General features: G+C 71.1%; 19 protein-coding genes. 6 read left to right on the forward strand and 13 right to left on the reverse strand.

From position 1 onward, the window contains the following. Positions 1–22 precede the first annotated feature (22 nt). The 7 genes from OHS57_RS13205 to iolC form a co-directional block, all read right to left on the reverse strand. Positions 23–877: an ABC transporter permease gene (locus tag OHS57_RS13205; RefSeq protein ID WP_328582032.1), complete on the reverse strand. Its 855-nt coding sequence runs from the start codon at positions 875–877 to the stop codon at positions 23–25. Beyond that, positions 874–3510, reverse strand: a complete 2637-nt coding sequence (locus OHS57_RS13210; protein ID WP_328582033.1) for an alpha/beta fold hydrolase — start codon at positions 3508–3510, stop codon at positions 874–876. The genes OHS57_RS13205 and OHS57_RS13210 overlap by 4 nt, the downstream gene beginning before the upstream one ends. A gap of 134 nt (positions 3511–3644) precedes the next feature. Beyond that, entirely contained in the window at positions 3645–5144 is a 1500-nt protein-coding gene (locus tag OHS57_RS13215; RefSeq protein WP_041989519.1) for a CoA-acylating methylmalonate-semialdehyde dehydrogenase, read from the reverse strand. 11 nt (positions 5145–5155) lie between these two features. Next, on the reverse strand, positions 5156–7099 hold the full coding sequence (gene iolD, locus OHS57_RS13220; RefSeq protein WP_328582034.1) for a 3D-(3,5/4)-trihydroxycyclohexane-1,2-dione acylhydrolase (decyclizing): 1944 nt from the start codon (positions 7097–7099) through the stop codon (positions 5156–5158). Continuing rightward, positions 7096–8016: a 5-deoxy-glucuronate isomerase gene (iolB, locus tag OHS57_RS13225; RefSeq protein WP_328582035.1), complete on the reverse strand. Its 921-nt coding sequence runs from the start codon at positions 8014–8016 to the stop codon at positions 7096–7098. Before iolB ends, iolD begins: the two co-directional genes overlap by 4 nt. Positions 8017–8063: 47 nt before the next feature. Next, positions 8064–8945 carry a Cgl0159 family (beta/alpha)8-fold protein gene (locus tag OHS57_RS13230; RefSeq protein WP_328582036.1) on the reverse strand — a complete coding sequence of 294 codons (882 nt, stop codon included), beginning with the start codon at positions 8943–8945 and terminating at the stop codon, positions 8064–8066. Next, positions 8942–9934 carry a 5-dehydro-2-deoxygluconokinase gene (gene iolC, locus OHS57_RS13235; RefSeq protein ID WP_041989512.1) on the reverse strand — a complete coding sequence of 331 codons (993 nt, stop codon included), beginning with the start codon at positions 9932–9934 and terminating at the stop codon, positions 8942–8944. The genes OHS57_RS13230 and iolC overlap by 4 nt, the downstream gene beginning before the upstream one ends. Positions 9935–10068: 134 nt before the next feature. Here iolC and OHS57_RS13240 point away from each other — a divergent pair, with 134 nt between their 5' ends. From OHS57_RS13240 to OHS57_RS13250, 3 genes are all read left to right on the forward strand, one after another. Further along, complete coding sequence (locus OHS57_RS13240; RefSeq protein ID WP_328585056.1) at positions 10069–10980, forward strand: sugar phosphate isomerase/epimerase family protein; 912 nt, start codon at positions 10069–10071, stop codon at positions 10978–10980. Positions 10981–11150: 170 nt separating this feature from the next. Beyond that, entirely contained in the window at positions 11151–11345 is a 195-nt protein-coding gene (locus OHS57_RS13245; protein ID WP_041989509.1) for a helix-turn-helix transcriptional regulator, read from the forward strand. Between the two features lie 71 nt (positions 11346–11416). After that, on the forward strand, positions 11417–11671 hold the full coding sequence (locus OHS57_RS13250) for a heavy-metal-associated domain-containing protein (protein WP_041989506.1): 255 nt from the start codon (positions 11417–11419) through the stop codon (positions 11669–11671). Between the two features lie 402 nt (positions 11672–12073). Here OHS57_RS13250 and OHS57_RS13255 read toward each other — a convergent pair whose 3' ends face one another. The 5 genes from OHS57_RS13255 to OHS57_RS13275 form a co-directional block, all read right to left on the reverse strand. After that, positions 12074–13387, reverse strand: coding sequence for a citrate synthase (locus OHS57_RS13255; protein WP_198533281.1), 1314 nt, complete (start codon positions 13385–13387; stop codon positions 12074–12076). A gap of 175 nt (positions 13388–13562) precedes the next feature. After that, positions 13563–15782 carry an SF1B family DNA helicase RecD2 gene (gene recD2 / locus OHS57_RS13260; RefSeq protein WP_041989501.1) on the reverse strand — a complete coding sequence of 740 codons (2220 nt, stop codon included), beginning with the start codon at positions 15780–15782 and terminating at the stop codon, positions 13563–13565. A 256-nt stretch (positions 15783–16038) separates the two neighbouring features. Then, positions 16039–16848 (reverse strand): sugar phosphate isomerase/epimerase family protein, encoded by an 810-nt coding sequence (locus OHS57_RS13265; RefSeq protein ID WP_198533415.1) that lies wholly within the window; start codon positions 16846–16848, stop codon positions 16039–16041. 56 nt (positions 16849–16904) lie between these two features. Then, a complete protein-coding gene (locus OHS57_RS13270; RefSeq protein WP_328582037.1) occupies positions 16905–18065 on the reverse strand; it encodes a dihydrodipicolinate synthase family protein in 1161 nt (386 codons plus the stop codon). Beyond that, positions 18062–19213: a Gfo/Idh/MocA family protein gene (locus OHS57_RS13275; protein WP_041989495.1), complete on the reverse strand. Its 1152-nt coding sequence runs from the start codon at positions 19211–19213 to the stop codon at positions 18062–18064. The genes OHS57_RS13270 and OHS57_RS13275 overlap by 4 nt, the downstream gene beginning before the upstream one ends. Positions 19214–19347: 134 nt before the next feature. Here OHS57_RS13275 and OHS57_RS13280 point away from each other — a divergent pair, with 134 nt between their 5' ends. The 3 genes from OHS57_RS13280 to OHS57_RS13290 all read left to right on the forward strand — a co-directional run bounded on the left by OHS57_RS13280 (position 19348) and on the right by OHS57_RS13290 (position 23316). Beyond that, on the forward strand, positions 19348–20424 hold the full coding sequence (locus OHS57_RS13280) for a LacI family DNA-binding transcriptional regulator (protein ID WP_041989492.1): 1077 nt from the start codon (positions 19348–19350) through the stop codon (positions 20422–20424). 84 nt (positions 20425–20508) lie between these two features. Further along, on the forward strand, positions 20509–21294 hold the full coding sequence (locus tag OHS57_RS13285) for a sugar phosphate isomerase/epimerase family protein (RefSeq protein WP_328582038.1): 786 nt from the start codon (positions 20509–20511) through the stop codon (positions 21292–21294). 183 nt (positions 21295–21477) lie between these two features. Next, on the forward strand, positions 21478–23316 hold the full coding sequence (locus OHS57_RS13290; protein ID WP_328582039.1) for a glycoside hydrolase family 3 protein: 1839 nt from the start codon (positions 21478–21480) through the stop codon (positions 23314–23316). A 72-nt stretch (positions 23317–23388) separates the two neighbouring features. On the opposite strand, the gene OHS57_RS13295 is transcribed toward OHS57_RS13290, so the two are convergent. Next, positions 23389–24840: a S28 family serine protease gene (locus OHS57_RS13295; RefSeq protein WP_328582040.1), complete on the reverse strand. Its 1452-nt coding sequence runs from the start codon at positions 24838–24840 to the stop codon at positions 23389–23391. Between the last annotated feature and the right edge of the window lie 54 nt (positions 24841–24894).

Below are 24894 nucleotides of genomic sequence, written 5' to 3' on the forward strand. Positions count from 1 at the left end.
GGCGCCCCGGCGGGGCCGACCGCTACGAAACGATGTCCTTGCGGGCGAAGCCCCGGAAGGCCAGCGCGAACAGCACCAGCGCATAGGCGACGGAGACAGCCGCGCCCTTCGCCATGCCGGTCCGTTCCAGTTGCGGCTGGAGCGCGTCCACCCAGGCGAACTGCCAGTGCGCGGGCAGGAAGTCACGCCAGGAGCCGAGTGCGGTCACGGCGTCCAGCACATTGCCGATGATCGTGAGTCCGACCGCGCCGCCGACCGCGCCGAGCGGAGCGTCGGTCTTGGTGGACAGCCAGAACGCCAGTCCGGCGGTGACCAGTTGGGAGACGAAGATGAAGGCGACGACGAGCGCCAGCCGTGGCACGGTGTCGCCGGCGGCCAGGGAGCCACCGGTCGGCAGCTCCAGCGGACCCCAGCCGTAGGCGGCCGTCCCGGCCGCCAGGGCGACCAGCGGCAGCAGCACCATCGCCGCCGCACTCATCAGGAGCGCGACCGCCAGCTTGCTCCCGAGCAGCCGGGCGCGCGGCACGGGCGCGGCCAGGAGATAGCGCAGCGAGGACCAGCTCGCCTCGGAGGCCACCGTGTCCCCGCAGAACAGCGCGACGGGCACCACCAGCAGAAAACCGGCCGACACGAAGAGGGAGGTGGCGGCGAAGTTGGCGCCGGAAGCGGTCGCCGTGTCCATCAGCGTCACGCGTCCGTTCGCCCCGCCGGGGGTGCCGCCGACGGCGAAAGCGACGATCAGCACGAAGGGCAGGACGGCGAGCACGATCCCCATGGCCAGGGTCCGCCGGCGCTTCAACTGCCGCTTCAGCTCGACCCGGAGCGGCAGGGTGTGCCGGGCGCGGTAGCCGGGGGCGGAGTCGGTCAGCACGCTCATGCGGAGCCTCCGGAGATCAGGGTGAGGAAAGCGTCCTCCAGGCGGCGGTGGGGTCCGACCCCGGTGATCGCGACATCCAGCCGGACCAGCTCGGTCACCAGGCTGTTGGTGGAAGCGCCTTCCAGCCGTACGAGCACCCCGTCGTCCGTGCGGACGGCGGAGCCGATCCCGGGCAGCGCGGCGATCTTCTCCACGACCGGTTCGGGCACCTCGCCTTCGGTGGTGACGAGCAGGGTGTCGCCGGAGCCGACGATCTCGGCGACCGGGCCGGTCTGGACGAGTTGGCCCCGGTGCATGACCACCAGATGTGTACAGGTCTGTTCGACCTCGGAGAGGAGGTGGCTGGAGACGATGACCGTGCGTCCTGCGGCCGCGTAGCGGATCATCACGTCCCGCATCTCGCGGATCTGCGGCGGGTCGAGACCGTTGGTCGGCTCGTCCAGGATCAGCAGATCGGGCATACCGAGCATCGCCTGGGCGATGGCGAGCCGCTGCCGCATGCCCTGCGAGTAGGTGCGGACGGCGCGGGCGAGCGCGTCGCCGAGACCGGCGATCTCCAGCGCCTCGTCCAGCTGGGAGTCCTCGGGGGGACGGCCGGTCGCGGCCCAGTACAGCTCCAGATTGGCCCGCCCCGACAGATGCGGCAGGAAGCCCGCGCCTTCGACGAACGAACCGACCCGCGACAGCACGGGAGCACCCGGCCGGATCGCCTGGCCGAAGACCCGGATCTCCCCCTCGTCGGGGGTGATCAGTCCCATCAGCATGCGCAGCGTGGTGGTCTTGCCCGCGCCGTTCGGCCCGAGCAGTCCCAGCACCTGCCCCTTCTCCACCCGGAAGGAGAGATCACGAACGGCATACCGGTCGGCGGACTTGGCGTAGCGCTTGGCGAGATCGGTGATCTGCAGCGGTACGCCGGCGAGCGCCGGGTCGGGCGGCGGGGTCGCGCCCCGGCGCCGGGCGGTCAGCAGCAGCGCGGTCGCGATCAGCAGCCCGGCCGCCGGGAGTCCCCAGACCCACCAGGGCACCGTGGCCGCCCCGGTGGTCAGGGCGGGGACGGTCGGCACGGCCAGGGGGCCGTCCACGGAGACGCGGTAGCCGGCAGGGGCGGTCGGTGAGGCGTAGGCGAGGTCGGTGGCGGCGAAGACGACCCGCAGCCGGTGACCTGCCTGCACCTGGCGGTCGATGGCGGGCATCGTCACCGTGACCGTCCGGCCCTGCCGGGCGTCCTCGATCCGCAGGGGGGTGACGAGTTGGGAGGGCAGCACCTGCTGTGTGCCGTCGGGGCCGACGTCGTAGACCTTGCCGAAGAGCACCGCGTCGCCGTTCGCGGTGACCGTGGCCCGGACGGTGGGTGAGCCGGTGATCCGCAGCGAGTGTGCGAAAGGAGGTGAGTCGAAGTGGGCGAACTGGCCCGGGAAGTCCAGCGACAGACCGAGTCCCGCGCTCGACAGCTGGGACAGACCGCCGCCGAGGCCGCCGAGGCCCGGCACGGAGGAGATGGCGGGCGGGCTGCCGCCCGCCGGGTTCTGGACGGACTGCGCGCCGCCGCTGAGCGGCACGGACACAGTCCCGCCGCCAAGCCCCGGGTAGTGGTCGGCGCTGGCGCCGCGCAGCAGGGTCTGGCCGTCGGTGGAGTCGACGCCGCCGGAGCGGCTGACCCGGAAGGCGGGCCCGGTGTCGGCGCCCGCGTCGTCCTTGAGATAGCGGTCGAACCAGGAGCTGATCCGGCCCTCGATCCGGTTCGCCTCCAGATCCCCGCCGTCGTGGCCGCCCGCGATCCAGTCGACGTCGACGGGGGCACCGTTGGCACTGATCGTCTTCGCCATGGTGTCGGCCTGGCCGAGCGGGAAGAGCGAGTCGGTCTGGCCCTGGACGATCAGCGCGGGCACGTCGATCCGGTCGCCGATCGCGGAGGGGCTGCGGGTGGCGAGCAGTTGACGCGCCGCCGCGTCCGGTTTCCCGGAGACGGCGACCCGCTGGTACATGTCGCAGAGCTGCTTCTCGAAGGTCGAGCACCCACCGCCGGTGGAGAAGAAGATCCCGGCCCAGAGCTTCTTGAACACCCCGTCGGGCATCAGCGCGTCGGCGAGATTCCAGTAGGTGATCTCGGGGGCGATGGCGTCGACCCGCTTGTCGTAGCCGGCGGCGAGCAGCGAGATGGCGCCCCCGTACGATCCGCCGGTGACGCCGACGCGCGGGTCGCCCGCCTTGTCGAGCCGTACCTCGGGGCGCTTCGCCAGCCAGTCGATCAGCCGGGAGACGTCCTTGACCTCGTAGGCGGGGTCGTTGAGCCCGATCTTCCCGGTGGACCTGCCGAAGCCGCGGGCCGACCAGGTCAGCACGGCGTAGCCGTCGCGGGCCAGCTTCTCGGCCTGGCCGCGTACGTCGTCCTTGCTGCCGCCGAAGCCGTGCCCGATCAGCACGGCCGGCCTGCGTCCGCTGCCCGCCGTGAAGTACGACGTGTCGATCCGCGCCCCGGGCATCCGCATCACCTGGTCCTGGCGGTGCACGGTGGGCGCGCCGTCCGAGGCGACGGCGGTCCAGGTGCCCGCGCCGACGAGTACGGCGGCTGCGGCGAGCGCGGCGAGCCATCGCGCGCGCAGCCCGAGCCGACGGGGGGTGGGGATGTCCATACTTGAACCCTAAGCGGACCGGCGGGCCGTCCCTACCCGCGCCGGTCTGAACCCGTCGGCCTCCTCAGGCAGTACGGCCGCGCCCCGCCGTACACCAGCTGCGGTACGTGGCGGTGGAAGCCGCGCGGCAGAACTCAGTGGTTGCGGGGGAAGCCGAGGTCGACGCCGGCGGGGGCCTCGGACGGGTCGGGCCAGCGGGTCGTGACGACCTTGCCCCGGGTGTAGAAGTGCACGCCGTCGTTGCCGTAGATGTGGTGGTCGCCGAAGAGCGAGTCCTTCCAGCCACCGAAGGAGTGGTAGCCGACGGGCACCGGGATCGGCACGTTCACGCCGACCATGCCTGCCTCGACCTCCAGTTGGAAGCGGCGGGCGGCGCCGCCGTCGCGGGTGAAGATCGCGGTGCCGTTGCCGTAGGGCGAGGCGTTGACGAGGGCGATGCCCTCTTCGTAGGTCGCCGCGCGCAGCACGACCAGGACCGGGCCGAAGATCTCGTCGCGGTAGGCGTCCGAGTCGGTGGAGACCTTGTCGAGCAGGGAAAGCCCGATCCAGTGGCCGTCCTCGAACCCTTCGACGGTGTGGCCCGTGCCGTCCAGGACGACCTCGGCGCCCTGGGCGGCGGCGCCGGTGACGTACGAGGCGACCTTGTCGCGGTGGGCCTTGGTGATGAGCGGGCCCATCTCGGAGGCCGGGTCGGTGCCGGGGCCGATGGTGATCTTCTCGGCGCGTTCGCGGATCTTGGCGACGAGTTCGTCACCGATCGCGCCGACGGCGACGACGGCGGAGATCGCCATGCAGCGCTCCCCCGCCGAGCCGTACGCGGCGGAGACGGCGGCGTCGGCCGCCGCGTCGATGTCGGCGTCCGGCAGGACCAGCATGTGGTTCTTGGCGCCGCCGAGTGCCTGGACGCGCTTGCCGTTGGCGGAGGCGGTGGCGTGGATGTGGCGGGCGATCGGGGTGGAGCCGACGAAGGAGACGGCGGCCACGTCCGGGTGGGCGAGCAGTGCGTCCACGGCGACCTTGTCGCCGTGCAGCACGTTGAGCACACCGTCCGGCAGTCCGGCCTCGGAGGCCAGCTCCGCCAGCAGGTTGGCGGCGGACGGGTCCTTCTCGCTGGGCTTGAGTACGAAGGTGTTTCCGCAGGCGACGGCCAGCGGGAACATCCACATCGGCACCATGGCGGGGAAGTTGAAGGGGGTGATGCCGGCGACGACGCCCAGCGACTGGCGGATCGACGCCACGTCGACCCGGCTGGAGACCTGGGTGGACAGCTCGCCCTTGAGCTGGGTGGTGATCCCGCAGGCCAGTTCGACGATCTCAAGGCCGCGGGCGACCTCGCCGAGCGCGTCCGAGTGCACCTTGCCGTGCTCGGCCGTGATCAGCGCCGCGATCTCGTCACGGTGCTCGTCGAGCAGCGCGCGGTAGCGGAACAGCACGCTGGTGCGCGCGGAGAGGGACGAGGTGCCCCACGTCGCGTACGCGGCCTTCGCCGCCGCGACGGCGGCGTCCACCTCTTCCGTGGACGCCAGCGCCACCTGGGTGGTGACGGCGCCGGTCGCCGGGTCGGTGACGGGACCCCAGTTGCCCGAAGCACCCTCGACGGTCTTGCCACCGATCCAGTGGTTGACGCTCTTCATGCGTTGCTCCTTCACAGATGACGGCGCCGGGCTGCGACATGCCTGTCGTACACCTCGCGGGCCTCGACCGCCGCCGGGCGCGTCGCGGTCTCGGCCACGGGAACATCCCACCACGCCTGGGCCGGCGGCACCCCGGACACAGTGTCTGCCGTTTCGGTCTCCACATAGACACATGTGGGGCCGTCGGCCGCACGCGCTTCGGCGAGGGCTTCCCGCAGGTCGCGAATGGTCTTGGCACGGATCACCCGCATCCCGAGGGACGCGGCGTTGGCCGCGAGATCCACCGGCAGCGGGGCCCCGGTGTACGTCCCGTCGTCGGCCCGGAAGCGGTAGGCGGTGCCGAAGGACTCGGCGCCGACCGAGGCGGACAGACCGCCGATGGAGGCGTAGCCGTGGTTCTGGATGATCACGACCTTCAGCGGCAGCCGCTCCTGGACGGCGGTCACGATCTCGGTCGGGTTCATCAGGTACGTGCCGTCGCCGACCAGCGCCCAGACGGGCCTGCCCGGCGCGGCGAGCTGGACGCCGATGGCCGCCGGAATCTCGTAACCCATGCAGGAGTAGCCGTACTCGACGTGGTACTGGTCGCGGGAACGGGTCCGCCACAGCTTGTGCAGATCGCCGGGGAGCGAGCCGGCCGCGTTGACGAGGATGTCCTCCTCGGTGACGAGTTCGTCGAGCACGCCGAGGATCTGCGACTGGGTGGGGCGCAGCAGGTCCTCGTCGGTGGCCAGCGCCGCGTCGACCCGTTCCTCCCACCACTCCTTGTCCTCGCTGTATTCGGCGACATAAGAGGCGTCGGCGGCGTAGGCGGTCTCGCCGAGCCCGGCGGTGAGCAGTTCCAGGGCCGTACGCGCGTCGGCGACGAGCGGGTGCGCGGCGAGCTTGTGCGCGTCGAAACTCGTCACGTTGACGTTGAGGAACCGGACGGCCGGGTTGGCGAAGAGGGTGGCCGACGCGGTGGAGAAGTCCGACCAGCGGGTGCCGACGCCGATCACCAGGTCGGCGGTGCGGGCCAGTTCGTCGGCGGTGGCGGTGCCGGTGTGGCCGATGCCGCCGATGTCGCTCGGGTGGTCGTGGCGCAGCGCGCCCTTGCCCGCCTGGGTGGCGGCGACGGGGATGCCCGTCGCGTCGGCGAAAGCGGCGAGCGCGTCCTCGGCGGCGCTGTGGTGGACTCCGCCGCCGGCGACGAGCAGCGGGCGCCGGGACTGCCGTACGAGCGCGAGGGCCGCGTCCAGTTCGGCCGGGTCGGGCGCCTGGCGGCGGACCCGCCAGATCCGCTCGGCGAAGAACTCCTCCGGCCAGTCCCACGCCTCCGCCTGCACGTCCTGGGGCAGCGCGAGGGTGACGGCTCCGGTCTCGGCCGGGTCGCTGAGCACCCGCATCGCGGCGAGCGCCGCCGGGATCAGCGCCTCGGGCCGGGAGATCCGGTCGAAGTAGCGGGAGACGGGCCGCAGCGCGTCGTTGACGGAGACGTCGCCCTGGGAGGGGTCTTCGAGCTGCTGGAGCACCGGCTCGGCGGGGCGGGTGGCGAAGGTGTCACCGGGCAGCAGCAGCACCGGCAGCCGGTTGATGGTGGCGAGGGCGGCGCCGGTGACGAGGTTGGTCGCGCCGGGGCCGATGGAGGTGGTCACGGCATGGGCGGAGAGGCGGTTGCTCTGCCGGGCGTAGCCGACGGCGGCATGGACCATCGCCTGTTCGTTGCGCCCCTGCACGTACCGCATGTCGGCGCCGGACTCGACGAGCGCCTGTCCGATGCCCGCCACGTTGCCGTGGCCGAAGATGCCCCAGGTGGCGTTGATCAGCCGCTGCCTGCGGCCGTCCCGCTCCGTGTACTGCCGGGAGAGGAAGGTGATCAGCGCCTGCGCGACGGTCAGGCGGCGGGTGCCGGTGCCCGGCACGTTGCCGTCCGCGCCCGGTGCGTCGCCGGTGCGCGGGCCGTTGGCGGTGGTCATGACGTTGCCTCCGCTGGGTTGGGCCGCGGCGCCGTGTACAGCGGCAGCCGCGGGTCGACGTCCTGGCCGGGCCAGGTGTCCCGGATCCAGCCGTGGTCGGGGTGGTCGCTGATCAGCCACTCCCTGGTCTCGCCGGGACCTGCCATCACGTTCAGGTAGTACATGTCGTGTCCCGGCGCCGCGACGGACGGGCCGTGCCAGCCGTCCGGGATGAGCACCGTGTCACCGCTGCGGACCTCGGCCAGTACGTCACTGCCGCCGGGCCGCGAGGGTGAGACACGGTGGTAGCCGAGCGCGGATCCGGCGCCGTGCGCGCCCGGGTCGATCTCGAAGTAGTAGATCTCCTCCAGCACCGACTCGGCGCCGGGGAGCGGTTCGTCGTGCTTGTGCGGCGGGTACGACGACCAGTTGCCGCCGGGGGTCAGCACCTCGACGGCGATGAGCCGGTCGCACGCGAAGACGCCGGCGGCCGCGAAGTTGTTGACCTGGCGGGAGCAGCCGCCCGCGCCGCGCAGTTCGACCGGAACCTCCGATGCGGGGCCGTAGCGAGCGGGGAGTCGTCGCTCGCACTTCGCTCCTGCCAGGGCGAAGCGGCCTCCCGCATCGGAGGAGATCTGGGCATCGGCGTCGCGCGGTACGTAGCCGAAGTCCGTGACGCCGCTGAACACGCTTTCTCTGCCCAGCAGTTCCATGACCTCACCCTCGGTACGCACCGTACAACCGCCGTTCAGCGGAATGACGATCCATTCGCTGTCTCCGGTGGCGAACGCGTGGGTGGCGCCGGGCGCGAGCTCGACGACGCGCAGCGCGCTGTGGGTCCAGCCGGCCCGCTCGGGGCCGATGTCGAGCGCGTACGGCCCGGCCGCCGCGCTGCCCGCCGGCACGTACAGCCGCGCCTTGTCCTGCTCGGTCGTCATACCTGTTTCCTACCCTTCAACCGCCCGCCTGGGCAGTCCCATGACCGTCAGAGCAGTCCTACGGCCGTGTCGACGGCTCCCGCCACGTCCCCGTCGGCCGGATAGAGCAGCGAGCGCCCCACCACGAGACCCTGCACGGTGGGCAGCCGCAGGGCCTTGCGCCATTTCTCGTACGCGCCCTCCTGGTCGCCGCCGATCTCGCCGCCCAGCAGGACAGCGGGCAGCGTCGAGGTCTCCATGACCCGGGCCATATCGTCGGGGTCCTCGGTAACGGGAACCTTCAGCCAGGTGTACGCGGAGCTGCCGGCGAGACCCGACGCGATGGCGATGGAGCGGGTCACCGCGTCGGCGCTCAGGTCGGTACGGAGCCGTCCGTCGACCCGGCGGCAGACGAACGGCTCGACGAAGACGGGCAGCTTGCGCTCCGCCATGGCGTCGACGGCGCGCGCCGCCGAGTGGATCGTGTCGAGGGAGCCCGGGTCGTCGTAGTCGATGCGCAGCAGCATCTTGCCGGCGTCGAAGCCGTGCCCGGCGATGTCCTCGGGGCGGTGTCCGGTGAAGCGGTCGTCGAGTTCGAACGCGGCGCCCGCGAGTCCGCCGCGGTTCATCGAGCCGATGACGACGCGGTCGTCGAGCGCGCCTATGAGGAGCAGGTCGTCCAGGACGTCGGCGCTGCCGAGCACCCCGTCCACACCGGGCCGGGAGAGGGCGAGGCACAGCCGCTCCAGCAGGTCGGCGCGGTTGGCCATGGCGAGCCGCCGGTCGCCGACGCCGAGCGCGCCCCGGGCGGGGTGGTCGGCCGCGATGATCATCAGCCGGCCCGGCGGGCGCAGCAGCGGCCGGCGCACGCGCCGGGCGGCCGCCTCGGCGACGGCTTCCGGGCGGTGCGCGCGCAGCTGGACGATCTCGGACACATCGACGCGGGTCACGAAGCGGCTCCGGGGGTGGGCAGGGGGCCCTGGTCGGGGACCGGGCCGCCGGCGAGTACGTGGGTGACCTCGCTGTCGTACGGCATCGCCGACGAACAGGCGAGGCGGGCGGCGACGATGGCGCCCGCGGCGTTCGCGTAGCTGATGGTGCGCTCCAGGTCCCAGCCGGACAGCAGTCCGTGGCAGAGCGCGCCGCCGAACGCGTCACCGGCGCCGAGTCCGTTGACGACCTCGACGGGGACGGGCGGGAGTTCGGCCACGGCGCCGTCGCGGTGGACGGCGAGCACGCCCTTGGGTCCTTGTTTGACGACGGCGAGTTCGACACCGGCGGCGAGCAGCGCCCGTGCGGCGGCGTGGGGTTCGCGCTCGCCCACGGCGATCTCGCACTCGTCGAGATTGCCGACGGCGACGGTGGCATGGCGCAGGGCGGCCCCGTACACCTCGCGGGCCTCGGCGCCCTCCGGCCAGAACATGGGGCGCCAGTCGAGGTCGAAGACCGTCGTCCCCGACCTGTCACGCGCCTCAAGGGCGGCGAGGGTCGCGGCGCGGCTGGGTTCGGCGCAGAGTCCCGTGCCGGTCATCCAGAAGATCCTGCCGGCCCTGATGGCGTCGAGATCCAGCTCGTCCGGGTGGATCTCCAGATCGGGTGCCTTCGGCTGCCGGTAGAAGTACAGCGGGAAGTTGTCCGGCGGGAAGATCTCGCAGAAGGTCACCGGGGTCGGGTACCGCTCGACCGCCGTCACCCAGCGGTCGTCGACGCCGAAGCCGCGCAGCTCCTGGTGGAGGTAGTCCCCGAAGGGGTCCTGCCCGGTGCGGGTGACGACGGCGACGCGGCGCCCCAGCCGGGCGGCGGCGACGGCGACATTGGTCGCGGAACCGCCGAGGAACTTGCCGAACCTGTCCACCTGGGCCAGCGGGACCCCGGTCCGCAGCGGGTAGAGGTCCACCCCGATCCGGCCCATCGTGATCACGTCGTACGGTGCGGACATGGGCGTCCCTTCAGCTCGACGGCGCGACCGATGCCCCCGATCTAATGCCCCGGCCGGCAGTGCTGTCAACAGTTTGTCCTTACATTCGGACGAACCCTTGACACCTTTTCCTCATGGCCGGAAAGCTGACCGGTATGACCTCTTCCTCACCCACACTGAACCGCATCCGCGTCGGGTCGGCACCCGACTCGTGGGGGGTGTGGTTTCCCGACGACCCCCAGCAGGTCCCCTGGCAGCGCTTCCTGGACGAGGTCGCCGGCGCGGGCTACGAGTGGATCGAGCTCGGCCCGTACGGCTACCTGCCCAGCGACCCCGCCCGGTTGCGCGAGGAGACCGGCAGACGCGGCCTCAAGGTGTCGGCCGGCACGGTCTTCACCGGGCTGCACCACGGCCCCGCCGTCTGGGAGAAGACCTGGGCCCATGTCGCGGACATCGCGGAGCTGACCCGCGCGACGGGCGCGGAGCACCTGGTGGTGATCCCGGCCTTCTGGCGCGACGACAAGACCGGCCAGGTGCTGGAGGACCGCACGCTCACCGCCGGGCAGTGGCGCGATCTGACCGAGCAGACCGAGCGGCTGGGCCGCGAGGTACGGGACCGTTACGGACTGCGGATCGTCGTCCATCCGCACGCGGACACCCACGTGGACACCGAGGAGAACGTCGCGCGGTTCCTCGACGCGACCGATCCGGAGCTGGTCTCGCTGTGCCTGGACACCGGGCACTACGCGTACTGCGGCGGCGACAGCGTCCGGCTGATCGAGACGTACGGGGAGCGGATCGGCTATCTCCACCTCAAGCAGGTGGATCCGATGATCCTCGCCGAAGTCGTCGCGGGCGAGGTGCCGTTCGGCCCCGCCGTGGCCCGCGGCGTGATGGTCGAGCCGCCCACCGGGATCCCCGCGCTCGGACCCGTCCTGAGCGCCGCCGAGGGGCTCGGCGTCGATCTCTTCGCCATCGTCGAGCAGGACATGTACCCGTGCCCGCCGGACAAGCCGTTCCCGATCGCCGAGCGCACCCGCCGCTTCCTGCGGAGCTGCGGCGCCTGACGGCACACCGCCCCATGTGCCGCATGCGTCACCGTTATTGATGTTCTGTCACACATGTCTCCGTTACGCGGGTATCCCGTTCCAGGAAGGCGACAAGCGCCCTCGCGCCATTACTCTGCGTGCCTGATTGGGCACAGGCTGGGTTGATCATCGGCGAGAGGTGCCATTCAATGACGGACAAGCGGCTCTGGTCCTACAAGGACATCGCGGCGCACATCTCCGTACAGCCGGACACGGTCCGCTCGTACCGCAAGCACGGGCTGCTCCCGCCCCCCGACCACGTGGAGAACGGCAAGCCGTACTGGTACGCGGACACCGTCCGCACCTGGGTCGCCAACCGTCCCGGCAACCGGGGCGGGCGCTGACACGAGCCCATACCCCCTAGGGGTAGCATTTCAGCTGACTCTGTCAGCAAGGCCCCGAAGAGGAGATTGTCATGACTGCCGAGGCACCGGCCGGCACCACCCCGGCCACCGGCTCCTTCACCACCGTCTACCAGGTCACCGGGATGAGCTGCGGGCACTGCGAGGGGGCCGTCAGCGGCGAGATCTCCGCGCTCGCCGACGTGGTCTCGGTCAAGGCCGAGGCCGCCACGGGGCGCGTCACGGTCGTCTCGACCACGGCGCCGGACGAGGCCGCCGTACGGGCGGCGGTGGACGAGGCGGGGTACGAACTGGCCGGGCTGGCCTGACCAACTCTTTGCCGCGGTGCCGCCTTCACATGGGGCACAAGTCCTTCACAAAGAGACCTAGATCACATAGATTTATGGGTAACCATTCAGGGACCTGGCGTGTCTAAGAGGACGATGCCAGAGAGAACGTCTTGGGGGACGTTCATGGGATGTCTTGGGGGACGTCCCAGGCAAGCGATTGGCCGGGGCACGTGCACCGGGGAGCTTGAGCGGCCCTCCCGTGCGTACGTACCCCGGTCCGACCGCACCCGGGTGACCGCAGGTGGTCACCCGCACAGCGCCCGGCCCGGATCCCGTGGGGGGAATCCGCTCCGGGGATATGGAAAGCGCCCCGTTCGTCAACCCGTGGGGGGATTGGCGGCGGGGCGCTTTTCGCTTGAGCGGCGCGGTTGTACGGGCCCGTCAGCGACCTTCGACCGGCACGAAGTCGCGCAGGACCTCGCCGGTGTAGATCTGCCGCGGACGGCCGATACGCGAGCCCGGCTCCTTGATCATCTCGTGCCACTGGGCGATCCAGCCGGGCAGCCGGCCGATCGCGAAGAGCACGGTGAACATCTCGGTCGGGAAGCCCATCGCGCGGTAGATGAGGCCGGTGTAGAAGTCGACGTTCGGGTAGAGCTTGCGCTCCACGAAGTAGTCGTCGGCCAGGGCGTGCTCTTCGAGCTTCAGCGCGATGTCGAGCAGCTCGTCGGTCTTGCCGAGCGCCGACAGCACGTCGTGCGCGGCAGCCTTGATGATCTTCGCCCGGGGGTCGAAGTTCTTGTAGACGCGGTGCCCGAAGCCCATGAGCTTCACGCCGTCTTCCTTGTTCTTCACCTTGCGGATGAAGGAGTCGACGTCGCCGCCCGCGGCCTGGATGCCTTCGAGCATCTCCAGCACCGACGCGTTGGCGCCACCGTGCAGCGGGCCCCACAGGGCGCTGATGCCGGCGGAGATCGAGGCGAACATGTTCGCCTGCGAGGAGCCGACCAGCCGCACGGTGGAGGTCGAACAGTTCTGCTCGTGGTCCGCGTGCAGGATGAACAGCTTGTCCAGCGCCGAGACCACGACCGGGTCCGGCTCGTACTCCTGCGCGGGGACCGAGAAGGTCATCCGCAGGAAGTTCTCGACGTACCCGAGGTCGTTGCGCGGGTAGACGAAGGGGTGACCGATCGACTTCTTGTACGCGTACGCCGCGATCGTCGGCAGCTTGGCGAGCAGCCGGATCGTGGAGAGGTTGCGCTGCCGCTCGTCGAACGGGTTGTGGCTGTCCTGGTAGAACGTGGACAGCGCGCTGACCACGGAGGACAGCATCGCCATCGGATGCGCGTCACGCGGGAAGCCGTCGTAGAACCGCTTGACGTCCTCGTGCAGCAGCGTGTGCTGGGTGATCTCGTTCTTGAACGACGCAAGCTCGTCCACGGTCGGCAGCTCGCCGTTGATCAGCAGATACGCCACCTCGACGAAGCTCGACCCTTCGGCCAGCTGCTCGATCGGGTAGCCGCGGTACCGCAGGATGCCCTGCTCGCCGTCGAGGTAGGTGATGCCGGACTTGTAGGCGGCGGTATTGCCGTACCCGCTGTCCAGCGTCACAAGACCGGTCTGCGAACGGAGCTTCCCGATGTCGAAGCCCATGTCGCCGACGGTGCTGTTGATCACCGGATAGGTGTACTCGCCGTCGCCGTACCGCAGTACTACCGCGTCGTTGTCGCGTTTCTCGCTCACGTCATCCCTCACCGACGTAGTGCCTCTTCTTCGAGGTGCCCTGACTGTCTCTACCATCCCCCATTTGGCGCAGGAGAGTGCACTCGGGGTCGACCATTGGGCCTATTGGCGGCACTGAGTGCCGCCAACCTGTTCATCCTGCCCCCTTCGCCCTGGTTCCGGAAGTCCCCGATGATGTTTCGCACGCTCATCCGGTGCCGGCGAGCCGGTGGTCCAGCGCGGTGAACCGTCTGCCTGCCGAGACCGTGCGCACCGCCTGCCCTATGGCCTTGCGGGAGCCGACCAGCACGACCAGCTTCTTGGCCCGGGTGACCGCCGTGTAGAGCAGATTGCGCTGGAGCATCATCCAGGCACTGTTGGTCACCGGGATGACCACGGCCGGATACTCGCTGCCCTGCGAGCGGTGGATCGTGACCGCGTACGCGTGCGTCAGCTCGTCCAGCTCGTCGAAGTCGTACGGCACCTCCTCGTCCTCGTCCGTCAGCACCGTCAGCCGCTGGTCGTCCAGGCTGAGCGAGGTGACCACGCCGACCGTGCCGTTGAAGATCCCGTTCTCCCCTTTATCGTAATTGTTTCTGATCTGGGTCACTTTGTCCCCCACGCGGAAGACCCGGCCGCCCAGCCGCTTCTCCGGCAGCTCGGGTCTGGCGGGCGTGATGGCCTGCTGGAGCAGCCCGTTGAGCGCCCCGGCCCCCGCAGGGCCCCGGTGCATCGGCGCCAGCACCTGCACGTCCCTGCGCGGATCGAGACCGAACCTGGCCGGAATCCGCCGGGCCGCCACATCGACCGTGACCCGGCCCGCGTCCTCCGTCTCGTCCTCGACGAACAGGAAGAAGTCGGCGAGCCCCTGGGTGATCGGCGGCACGCCCGAGTTGATGCGGTGCGCGTTGGTGACCACACCCGACTGCTGGGCCTGCCGGAAGATCCGGGTGAGCCGCACCCGGGGCACCGGGCCGCCCTCGGCGAGCAGATCCCGCAGCACCTCGCCGGCGCCCACCGAGGGGAGCTGGTCCACATCGCCGACCAGCAGCAGATGGGCACCCGGTGCCACCGCCTTGACCAGCTTGTTGGCGAGCAGCAGATCCAGCATCGACGCCTCGTCGACCACCACCAGATCGGCGTCCAGCGGCCGGTCCCTGTCGTACGCGGCGTCCCCGCCCGGTTTCAGTTCGAGCAGCCGGTGCACCGTGGACGCCTCGGCGCCGGTCAGCTCCGCCAGCCGCTTGGCCGCCCGCCCGGTCGGCGCGGCCAGCACGACCTTGGCCTTCTTGGCCCGCGCCAGCTCCACGATCGAGCGGACGGTGAAGGACTTGCCGCAGCCGGGGCCGCCGGTCAGCACGGCGACCTTCTCCGTGAGCGCGAGCCGCACCGCCTGCTCCTGCTCGGGCGCCAGCTTCGCGCCCGTGCGCGTGGCGAGCCAGCTCAGCGCCTTGTCCCAGGCCACGTCACGGAAGGCCGGCATCCGGTCGTCCCCGGTCCGCAGCAGCCTGCGCAGCTGGGCGGAGAGGGACAGCTCGGCGCGGTGGAAGGGGATCAGATAGACGGCGGTGACCGGCTCGCCGCCGTCGGGCCCCGGCACCGTCTCCCTGACGACGCCCTCCTCGTCCGCCGCCAGCTCGGCGAGGCACTCGATGACCAGCCCTGTGTCCACCTGGAGGAGCTTCACCGCGTCCGTGATCAGCTGCTCCTCGGGCAGGAAGCAGTGCCCCTGGTCGCTGGACTGGGACAGCGCGTACTGCAGGCCGGCCTTCACCCGCTCCGGGCTGTCGTGCGGGATGCCGACGGCCTGCGCGATCCGGTCCGCGGTGAGGAACCCGATGCCCCAGACGTCGGCCGCGAGGCGGTACGGCTCGTTCTTGACGACGGAGATCGACGCGTCGCCGTACTTCTTGTAGATCCGCACGGCGATCGAGGTGGAGACGCCGACGCCCTGGAGGAAGATCATGACCTCCTTGATGACCTTCTGCTCCTCCCAGGCGACGGCGATCATCTTCGTCCGCTTGGGGCCGAGGCCGGGCACCTCGACGAGCCGCCTGGGCTCCTCCTCGATGATCCGCAGGGTGTCCACGCCGAAATGGCCGACGATCCGGTCGGCCATGACCGGCCCGATGCCCTTGATCAGTCCGGATCCGAGATAGCGGCGGATGCCCTGGATCGTCGCCGGAAGGATCGTTGTGTAGTTCTCCACGGTGAACTGCTTGCCGAACTGCGGATGCGAGCCCCAACGGCCCTCCATCCGCAGCGACTCGCCGGGCTGGGCGCCGAGCAGCGCGCCGACGACCGTGAGCAGATCGCCGCCCCGGCCCGTGTCGACCCGCGCGACCGTGTAGCCGTTCTCCTCGTTGGCGTAGGTGATCCGCTCGAGAACGGCTTCGAGAACGGCGAGCGAGACGGGTGCGTTGGACATGATCCGACGCTACCGCCGCCGTCCGACAACGCGACCGGCCTGTGGACAACCGCCTGTGGACAACCGGCCGTCCGGGGGCGGGACCGACGAACAGACGAACAAGGGGCCCGGTCCTCACGGACCAGGCCCCACGTGTTCCCCCCACCCATCAGGCCTTCCCGAATCCCCCCAGATCCCTCCCCGGAAGCCCTGATGCCATGTACGACACGCGTCCGTGCCGAAGGGTTGCACGACTTCGTCGGTTATTTTCCCGGGGCTACTCTCCGGACCGCAGCGCGTGCGTCACGAACCGTTCCGCGACCTCGGTGAGCAGGTCGACGCCGTCACGCGCCCACAGCTCGTCGTTGAACAACTCGACCTCGATCAGCCCCCGGTAGCCCGTCGCGTCGACCCGCTCGCGCCACTCGCGCAGGTCGACCGCCCCCTCGCCGAGCTGGCCGCGGCCGTTCAGCACCCCGGCGGGCAGCGGCGTGACCCAGTCGGCGAGCTGGAAGGAGTGGATCCGTCCGGCGGCCCCCGCGCGCGCAACGGCGGCGGGCGCCCGGTCGTCCCACCACAGGTGGTACGTGTCCACGACCACGCCGACCTGGTCGGCGGGGAAGCGTTCCGCCAGCTCCAGCGCCTGGTCCAGGGTGGAGACCACACAGCGGTCGGAGGCGAACATCGGGTGCAGCGGTTCGATCGCGAGCCGTACGCCGCGTTCGCCCGCGTACGGGGCGAGTTCGGCCAGCGCGTCGGCCACCCGCTCCCGGGCGGCGGGCAGGTCCCGGCTGCCGGGCGGCAGCCCGCCGGACACCAGGACGAGCGTGTCGGTGCCCAGAGCCGCGGCCTCGTCCACGGCCGCGCGGTTGTCGGCCAGCGCCGCCGCCCGCTGCCCGGGGTCGGTCGCGGTGAGGAAGCCGCCACGGCACAGCGAGGTGACGACGAGCCCGGCGTCGCGCACGAGTCGGGCCGCGGCCTGGACGCCGTACGCCTGGACGGGCTCGCGCCACAGTCCGACGGCCGGGACGCCGAGCCGAACGCACGCCTCGGTCAGCTCGGGCAGCGACAGCTGCTTGACCGTCATCTGGTTGATGCTGAAGCGGGCCAGGTCCGCGGCGGACAGTTCGCTCACCGTGTCGCTCACTGGTCCACCCCGTACACCCCGAGCAGGGTCGCCATCCGGGTCTCGGCCAATGCCGGGTCGGGGAACAGGCCGAGCCCGTCGGCCAGTTCGTACGCGCGTGCCAGATGCGGCAGCGAACGCGCCGACTGCAGCCCGCCGACCATCGCGAAGTGGTCCTGGTGCCCGGCCAGCCAGGCGAGCAGGACGACCCCGGTCTTGTAGTAGCGGGTCGGCGGCTGGAAGAGGTGCCGCGACAACGCGACCGTGGGGTCGAGCAGTTCGCGGAAGCCCTTGCTGTCGCCGGTGTCCAGGACGCGTACGGCCCCGGCCGCCAGCGGTCCGAGCGGATCGAAGATGCCCAGCAGCGCGTGGCTGAAGCCGCGTTCGTCGCCCGCGATCAGCTCGGGATAGTTGAAGTCGTCGCCGGTGTAGCAGCGGACCCCGTCCGGCAGCCGGCGGCGCAGCTCCACCTCGCGCCGCGCGTCGAGCAGCGAGACCTTGATCCCGTCGACCTTGTCGGGGTGTTCGGCGATGACCCGCAGGAACGTCTCGGTGGCGGCGTCCAGATCGGCGCTGCCCCAGTAGCCGGCCAGCGCGGGGTCGAACATCGGCCCGAGCCAGTGCAGGACGACGGGCTCGGCCGCCTGGCGCAGCAACTGCCCGTAGATGGCGCAGTAGTCGTCGGGAGACTTCGCGGCGGCGGCGAGGGCGCGGGAGGCCATCAGGATGGCCTGCGACCCCGTCTCCTCGACGAGCGCGAGCTGTTCCTCGTACGCGGCACGCACGCGCGCCAAAGTGTGCTCCCCCGGGGGGAGTTGGTCGGTGCCGACGCCGCAGGCGAGCCGGCCGCCGGTGGCCTTCGCCTCGGCGGCCGAGCGGCGGATCAGCTCGGCGGCGCCCGCCCAGTCCAGGCCCATACCGCGCTGGGCGGTGTCCATCGCCTCGGCGACACCCAGGCCGTGCGACCAGAGATGGCGCCGGAAGGCGAGGGTGGCGTCCCAGTCGACGGCCGCCGCCCCGTCGGGGCTGGTGTCGGCGTACGGGTCGGCCACGACATGCGCGGCGGAGAAGACCGTACGGGACGTCAGGGGCGGCCCGCCCACGGTGAAACGGGCCGGTTCGGCGCGGGGTTCGTACGTGCGCACCCCGCCGTCGGGTGCGGGCAGCCGGAGCGTCACAGCGTCAGCTCCGGCACCTCGAAGCGGCGGCCCTCGGCCGACGAGCGCAGGCCCAGCTCGGCGAGTTGCACCCCGCGCGCCCCTGCCAGCAGGTCCCAGGGGAACGGCTCGTCGAGCGCGACGTGGCGCAGGAACAGCTCCCACTGTGTCTTGAACCCGTTGTCGAACTCGGTGTTGTCCGGGACCTCCTGCCACTGGTCCCTGAACGGCTCGGTGGCGGGCAGGTCCGGGTTCCACACCGGCTTGGGGGTGGCGCTGCGGTGCTGGACGCGGCAGCGGCGCAGCCCGGCGACGGCCGAGCCGTGGGTGCCGTCGACCTGGAACTCGACGAGTTCGTCGCGGTTGACCCGTACCGCCCAGGAGGAGTTGATCTGGGCGACGGCTCCGCCTGCCAGCTGGAAGATTCCGTAGGCGGCGTCGTCGGCGGTGGCCGCGTACGGCTTGCCGCGCTCGTCCCAGCGCTGCGGGATGTGGGTCGTGACCTGCGCCTGGACCGTGGTGACACGGCCGAACAGCTCATGCAGCACGTACTCCCAGTGCGGGAACATGTCGACGGTGATGCCGCCGCCGTCCTGCGCACGGTAGTTCCAGGAGGGGCGCTGCGACTCCTGCCAGTCGCCCTCGAAGACCCAGTAGCCGAACTCACCGCGTACGGAGAGGATCTGGCCGAAGAAGCCGGCGTCGATCAGCCGCTTGAGCTTCAGCAGACCCGGCAGGAAGATCTTGTCCTGGACGACGCCGTGCTTGATGCCGGCGCTCCGCGCGAGGCGCGCCAGGTCGAGCGCGCCGTCGAGATCCGTCGCCGTCGGCTTCTCGGCGTAGATGTGCTTGCCCGCCGCGATGGCCTTCCTGACGGCTTCGACGCGGGCCGACGTGACCTGCGCGTCGAAGTAGATCTCCACGGTCTCGTCGGCGAGGACGGCGTCCAGGTCGGTGGACCATTCGGTCAGACCGTGCCGCTCGGCGATCTCCTTGAGTGCGTGCTCCCTGCGGCCCACGAGAACCGGCTCGGGCCACAGGACGTCGCCGTCCCCGAGGCCGAGGCCGCCCTGATCGCGGATCGCGAGGACGGACCGCAGCAGATGCTGCCGGTATCCCATCCGCCCCGTGACGCCGTTCATGGCGATCCGCACTGTCCTGCGTGTCACGAAGTTCCCTCCATACGACCCTAGCAAGCGCTTTCTATACGGTATGAAGCTAGCCTGCGACCACGGTCGGGGACAAGAGCCCCACCGCGATCCGCTGTATCACCCATGGACCGAGCCCCGACGGAGGAACCGCGATGACAGTCACCCTGGCGGATGTGGCGGCCCGCGCCCGGGTGTCGCCCGCCACCGTCTCGCGTGTGCTGAACGGCAACTACCCCGTCGCCGCCGCCACCCGGGACCGGGTGCTGCGGGCGGTGGACGACCTCGACTACGTACTCAACGGCCCGGCCAGCTCGCTCGCCGCCGCCACCTCCGACCTGGTGGGCATCCTCGTCAACGACATCGCCGACCCGTTCTTCGGGATCATGGCGGGGGCCGCGCAGGCGGAGATCGGCGGTCTGGAGAGCGGGGGCCGCGCGGGCGGCGAGAAGCTCGCCGTCGTCTGCAACACCGGCGGCTCGCCCGAGCGCGAACTGACCTATCTCACCCTGCTCCAGCGCCAGCGCGCGGCGGCCGTCATCCTCACCGGCGGCGCCCTGGAGGACCCGGCGCACATCGCGGCGATGGCGGCGAAGCTGGCGAGGCTCGCCGACGCGGGCACGGCGGTCGTGCTGTGCGGCCGGCCGCCGCTGCCGGACAGCGAGGCGATCGTGGCGTCGCTCGCCTTCGACAACCGGGGCGGCGGACGGCGGCTGACGGAGCATCTGCTCGCGCTCGGCCACCGCAGGATCGGCTATGTGGCGGGCCCGCAGGAGCGCACCACGACCCGGCACCGCCTGGAGGGCCACCGCGAAGCGCTGCGGGCCGCCGACGTGCCCGAGGACCTGACGGTCGACCAGGACCTGCTGACGTTCCACGGCCCGTACACCAGGCGCTCCGGGTACGAGGCGACGGTGGAACTGCTGCGCCGCGCCCCCGACCTGACCGCCGTGGTCGCCGCCAACGACACGGTCGCGCTGGGCGCCTGCGCCGCCATACGCGACAAGGGGCTGCGCATCCCGCAGGACGTCTCGGTCGCGGGCTTCGACGACCTGCCGTTCTCGGTGGACGCGGTCCCGGCGCTCACGACCGTACGGCTGCCGCTGTACGAGGCGGGCGCGCGGGCCGGCCGGCTGGCGATGGGCCGGGAGACACCCCCGCCGGGCGGTATCGCGACGATCTCGGCGGAGCTGATGGCACGCGCGTCGACGGCGCCGCCCCGGGGGGCGTGAGGCGTCCGCGCCCGCTGAGTGGGCAGAGGTGAGAACCGGAGCCGACGTGTACGCGGCCCTCGCCCTTCGGAAAGGAACCATCACGTGAAGTTCGCGTTCTCCACCCTGGGAGTGCCGGGGCTGCCCGTCTCGGACGTGCTGGGACTCGCCACCACCGCCGGCTACCAGGGCGTGGAGCTGCGGGCCCACCCCGAGGAGCCCGTGCATCCCGGCATCGGGCCCCGGGAGCGGGCCGCCGTGGCCGACGAGTTCAAGCGCGCGGGGGTGGAGATCCTGGGGATCGCCGGATACGCGCGGGTCGCGGACCCGGCAGCCGACGACGAGGCGCTGCGCGCCGAGCTGGAGGGCCTGCTGCGCCTGGCGGCGGATCTGGGCGCGCCCTTCGTCCGCGTCTTCCCCGGCGGCGAGGACGCGGCGGAGCCGTCCGAAGCGGACGCCGCTGCGGCGCGCCGGCTGGGCGCGGCGGCCGAGGTGGCGGCCGACCTCGGCGTACGAATCCTGCTGGAGACCCACGACTCGCACCGCACGGGCGCGGCGGCGGCCCGGGTGGTGGGCCCGGTGGGCCACCCGCAGGTGGGCGTCCTCTGGGACCTGATGCACACCTGGCTGGGCGGCGAGTCCCCCACCGTCACCCACGCGGCTCTCGGCCCGTACCTCGGCTACGTCCAGGTGAAGGACATCGCGTCTGCCGACGACACCACTCCCCTGGCCCTGGGCGCGGGCGTGCTGCCGCTGGCAGAGTGCCTGTCGCTGCTGGCCGACGACGCGTGGGTCTGCTGGGAGTACGAAAAGCGCTGGTACCCCGCGGCAGCCGCCCTCCCGCCCCAGCTGCGCGCGGGCCGCGAGTACCTGGCGTCGCTGCGCGCCTGAGGCCCGGCCGGACGCCGGCCGCACGCCGCCTGCCCCGCGAGGCGCCGCGCGGCGCTGTCGTGGCGGGCCCCGCGCGTCCTCCTTTCAGCCGCGCACCCCTTGACTGGTAGTTACTTTCTGGATAACGGTGAACCCCTGAAAGTTTCCTTCACCCCTCACAGCGCACGGCCGGAAGGAGCACCTGTGCACGACCGGAACATCTCCAGACGCACCCTCCTCAGCTCAACCGCCGTAGCGGCGGCAGCCGTTGCCTCGACTGCCGCCGTCACCACGACCGCCACGGCGGCGGTGCCGGGGCGACGGGACAGTGCGCGTGCGCGCGCCCGTCTCCGCCGCGTCATCGCCCGGATGAGCCTGGAGGAGAAGGTCGGGCAGCTCTTCGTCATGCGGGTGTACGGGCACTCGGCGACCGCTCCCGACCAGGCGGACATCGACGCCAACCTCACCGAGATCGGCGTCCGCACGGCGGCCGAGCTGATCGAGAAGTACCACGTCGGCGGGATCATCTACTTCGCCTGGGCGCACAACACCCGCGACCCGCACCAGATCGCCGCGCTCTCCAACGGCATCCAGAAGGCCGGTCTCGCCAAGGAGACCCCCGTACCGCTGCTGGTGGCCACCGACCAGGAGCACGGCATCGTCTGCCGCATCGGCAAGCCCGCGACGCTGCTGCCGGGCGCGATGGCGTACGGGGCCGGGCGCTCGCACGACGACGCCCGTACGGCGGGCCGGATCGCCGGTGCCGAGCTGGCGGCGATGGGCGTCCGGCAGGACTACGCGCCGGACGCCGACGTGAACGTCAACCCGGCCAACCCCGTCATCGGCGTACGCTCCTTCGGCGCGGACCCGCAGGCCGTCGCCGGCCTGGTCGCCGCCCAGGTCAGCGGGTACCAGAGCGCCGGGATCGCCTCCACGGTCAAGCACTTCCCTGGGCACGGCGACACGAAGGACGACAGTCACTTCGCCATCCCGACCATCAACCACACCGTCGAGCAGTGGACGGAGATCGACGCCCCGCCGTTCAAGGCCGCGATCGACGCAGGCATCACGGCGATCATGACGGCGCACATCATCGTCCCCGCCCTCGACCCGAGCGGTGACCCGGCGACGCTCTCGCACCCCATCGTGACCGGCGTGCTGCGCGAGCAGCTCGGCTACGACGGTGTCGTGATCACCGACGCGCTCGACATGGCCGGCGTACGGGAGAAATACGGCGACGACCGGGTGCCGGTCCTCGCCGTCAAGGCCGGCATCGACCAGCTGCTGAACCCGCCGGACTTCCCGCTCGCCTACAACTCCGTGCTGGCGGCGGTCAAGAGCGGTGAGATCAGCGAGGAGCGCGTCGAGGAGTCCGTCCTGCGCATCTTCGAACTCAAGGACCGGCTGGGCCTGTTCGACGCTCCGTACGTCGCGGAGCGGGAGGTGGACCGGGTCGTCGGCACCCGCGCGCATCTGGCGGCGGCCGACCGGATCGCCGAGCGGACCACCACGCTGCTCGTCAACAAGGACGGGCTGCTGCCGCTGAGCCGCCGCAAACAGCGCGAAGTGCTCGTCGTCGGCGCCGATCCGGCCTCGCCCTCGCTCTCGGACGGACCGCCCACCAAGGTCGTCGCGGGCGCCCTGACCGAGCTGGGCTTCGACGCCACCGCCCTGTCCACCGGTACGGCCCCGACGGCGGCGCAGATCGACGCGGCGGTCGCCGCGGCCGAGGGCAAGGACGTGGTGGTCGTCGCCACGTACAACGTCTCGGCGACCAGCTCGCAGCGCACGCTGGTCAGTTCACTGATCGCGACCGGCGTACCGGTGGTCACGCTCTCCATCCGCAATCCGTACGACATCGCCCAACTGCCGGACGTACGCGCCTCGGTCGCCGCCTACGCCTGGACCGACGTCGAACTTCGGGCGGCGGCACGGGTGATCGCGGGCAAGGCGCGCCCGCGCGGCCGGCTGCCCGTCCCCGTACAGCGCGCCGACGACCCGGCGCGGGAGCTGTATCCCATCGGGTACGGGCTCGGTTACTAGGGCCGTCCGGCCTGGACCCCGGCATGGCTGAGGGCGGGAGAGGATTCCTCTCCCGCCCTCAGCACCGGCGAGTTACGGCCTCAGCGCCGGCTCCCGCTCGATGTTCCGTGCGTCGAGCTTCGCGTCGAAGCGCGCCAGCGGCTTCGCCTTCGCCTCGTCCTGCTGGACGGCGGCCGGTGCGACGCCCGCCCAGTCCAGGATCCTGGCCGTGGCCTTCGCCTTCTGGTCGGCGACCAGACCCGCCACGTTCGCACCGTGGTTGGCACCCGGCGCCGTGAACACGTAGCTGTCACGCGCCCCGTGGCCGACCCGGAAGCGCTCGGAGCCCCACGGGTCGTTCTGCCCGTACACGAACAGCATGTGGTCCGCGTGGTGCCGGACCCAGTTGTCGACGTCCGGCATCACCCGCGGGTCGAACTTCATCGGGATGTCGCGCGGCACGAAGTTGCGCGGCGGCTGGTAGCCGTAGCGGCTCAGGTTGCCCAGGTACGGCTGCTTGATGTCGGGCGAGCCGAGCTGCGTGCCCGCCTGGTAGTAGTACGGCGTGTACTGCTCAAGACCCTGGTCCGTGTAGGCGGAGGCGCCGGAGATCTGGTCGACGATGTCGTAGATCTCCTGGTCGGACGCGGTGGCGGCCGGGATCTCCGCGCAGTCGGACACCAGGCTGTACTGCCAGAACGCCCAGACGAAGTCGAGGACGACGGCCTCGTACGCCTTGTCGAGCGTGCCGACGGTGGTGAACGTGGCGCCGTTGGCCTCCGCCCACTCCTTGTACAGCTTCTCCAGCGGCGCCCGCCGGAGCAGTGCCTCGCGCTGCACCGCGTCGAGCTTGTCGCGGCACTCCTTGGTACCGACCTGGGTGAAGAACCGGTCGTACGCCGAATCCTCCTTGTTCACCACGTCGTTGGGCGCGACGTACGCGACGACACCGTCCATGTCACGCGGGTAGTAGCGCTCGTAGTACGTGGCGGTCATCCCGCCCTTCGAGCCGCCCGTGGCCAGCCAGTTGGCCCGGTAGATCTTCTTCAGCGCGCTGAAGATCCGGTGCTGGTCGCTGGCCGCCTGCCAGATGTCCAGCTTGGACCAGTCGGCGGGCTGCGGCCGGGACGGGGTGAAGTAGCGGTACTCCAGCGAGACCTGGTTGCCGTCCACGATCTGCGTCGGCTCGCTGCGGCTCGCGTTGGTGGAGACGTTGTAGCCGCCGGTGAAGAAGACCGTCGGCCGGCTGGTGTCCTTGTGCAGCAGCGTCAGCCGCTGCTGGAAGGTGCCCTTGGACGGGTGGCGGTGGTCGATCGGCTGGGTGTAGTTGAGGACGAAGAAGCGGTAACCGGCGTACGGCTTCTCCTGGATCAGGCTCATCCCCGGGATGGCGAGGATACGGTCCTTGATGTCCTGGGAGGCCGTGGCGGCCCCGGCGGTCTGGTGGGCCGCACTGTCACGTTCGGCGGCGGTGGCCGCACCGGCTGTGCTCGCCGCGCCTATGAGCAGCACGAGGGACAACAGCCATCTCAGCGCCTTGCGCATTCACACTCCCTGTGTTCATGTCAGACGCCGCGAACCTAACCCGTCCCCGACCCG

The organism is Streptomyces sp. NBC_00370 (assembly GCF_036084755.1).
Lineage (GTDB): Bacteria > Actinomycetota > Actinomycetes > Streptomycetales > Streptomycetaceae > Streptomyces.

Excerpts from the sequence above, each read along its gene's own strand:
- OHS57_RS13240 (WP_328585056.1), top strand. The coding sequence starts at position 10,069 with ATGACCTCTTCCTCACCCACACTGAACCGCATCCGCGTCGGGTCGGCA.
- recD2 (WP_041989501.1), bottom strand. The coding sequence starts at position 15,782 with ATGTCCAACGCACCCGTCTCGCTCGCCGTTCTCGAAGCCGTTCTCGAG.
- OHS57_RS13205 (WP_328582032.1), bottom strand. The coding sequence starts at position 877 with ATGAGCGTGCTGACCGACTCCGCCCCCGGCTACCGCGCCCGGCACACC.
- OHS57_RS13280 (WP_041989492.1), top strand. The coding sequence starts at position 19,348 with ATGACAGTCACCCTGGCGGATGTGGCGGCCCGCGCCCGGGTGTCGCCC.
- OHS57_RS13265 (WP_198533415.1), bottom strand. The coding sequence starts at position 16,848 with ATGACGGTCAAGCAGCTGTCGCTGCCCGAGCTGACCGAGGCGTGCGTT.
- OHS57_RS13250 (WP_041989506.1), top strand. The coding sequence starts at position 11,417 with ATGACTGCCGAGGCACCGGCCGGCACCACCCCGGCCACCGGCTCCTTC.
- iolB (WP_328582035.1), bottom strand. The coding sequence starts at position 8,016 with ATGACGACCGAGCAGGACAAGGCGCGGCTGTACGTGCCGGCGGGCAGC.
- iolD (WP_328582034.1), bottom strand. The coding sequence starts at position 7,099 with ATGACCACCGCCAACGGCCCGCGCACCGGCGACGCACCGGGCGCGGAC.
- OHS57_RS13215 (WP_041989519.1), bottom strand. The coding sequence starts at position 5,144 with ATGAAGAGCGTCAACCACTGGATCGGTGGCAAGACCGTCGAGGGTGCT.
- iolC (WP_041989512.1), bottom strand. The coding sequence starts at position 9,934 with ATGTCCGCACCGTACGACGTGATCACGATGGGCCGGATCGGGGTGGAC.
- OHS57_RS13295 (WP_328582040.1), bottom strand. The coding sequence starts at position 24,840 with ATGCGCAAGGCGCTGAGATGGCTGTTGTCCCTCGTGCTGCTCATAGGC.
- OHS57_RS13210 (WP_328582033.1), bottom strand. The coding sequence starts at position 3,510 with ATGGACATCCCCACCCCCCGTCGGCTCGGGCTGCGCGCGCGATGGCTC.
- OHS57_RS13245 (WP_041989509.1), top strand. The coding sequence starts at position 11,151 with ATGACGGACAAGCGGCTCTGGTCCTACAAGGACATCGCGGCGCACATC.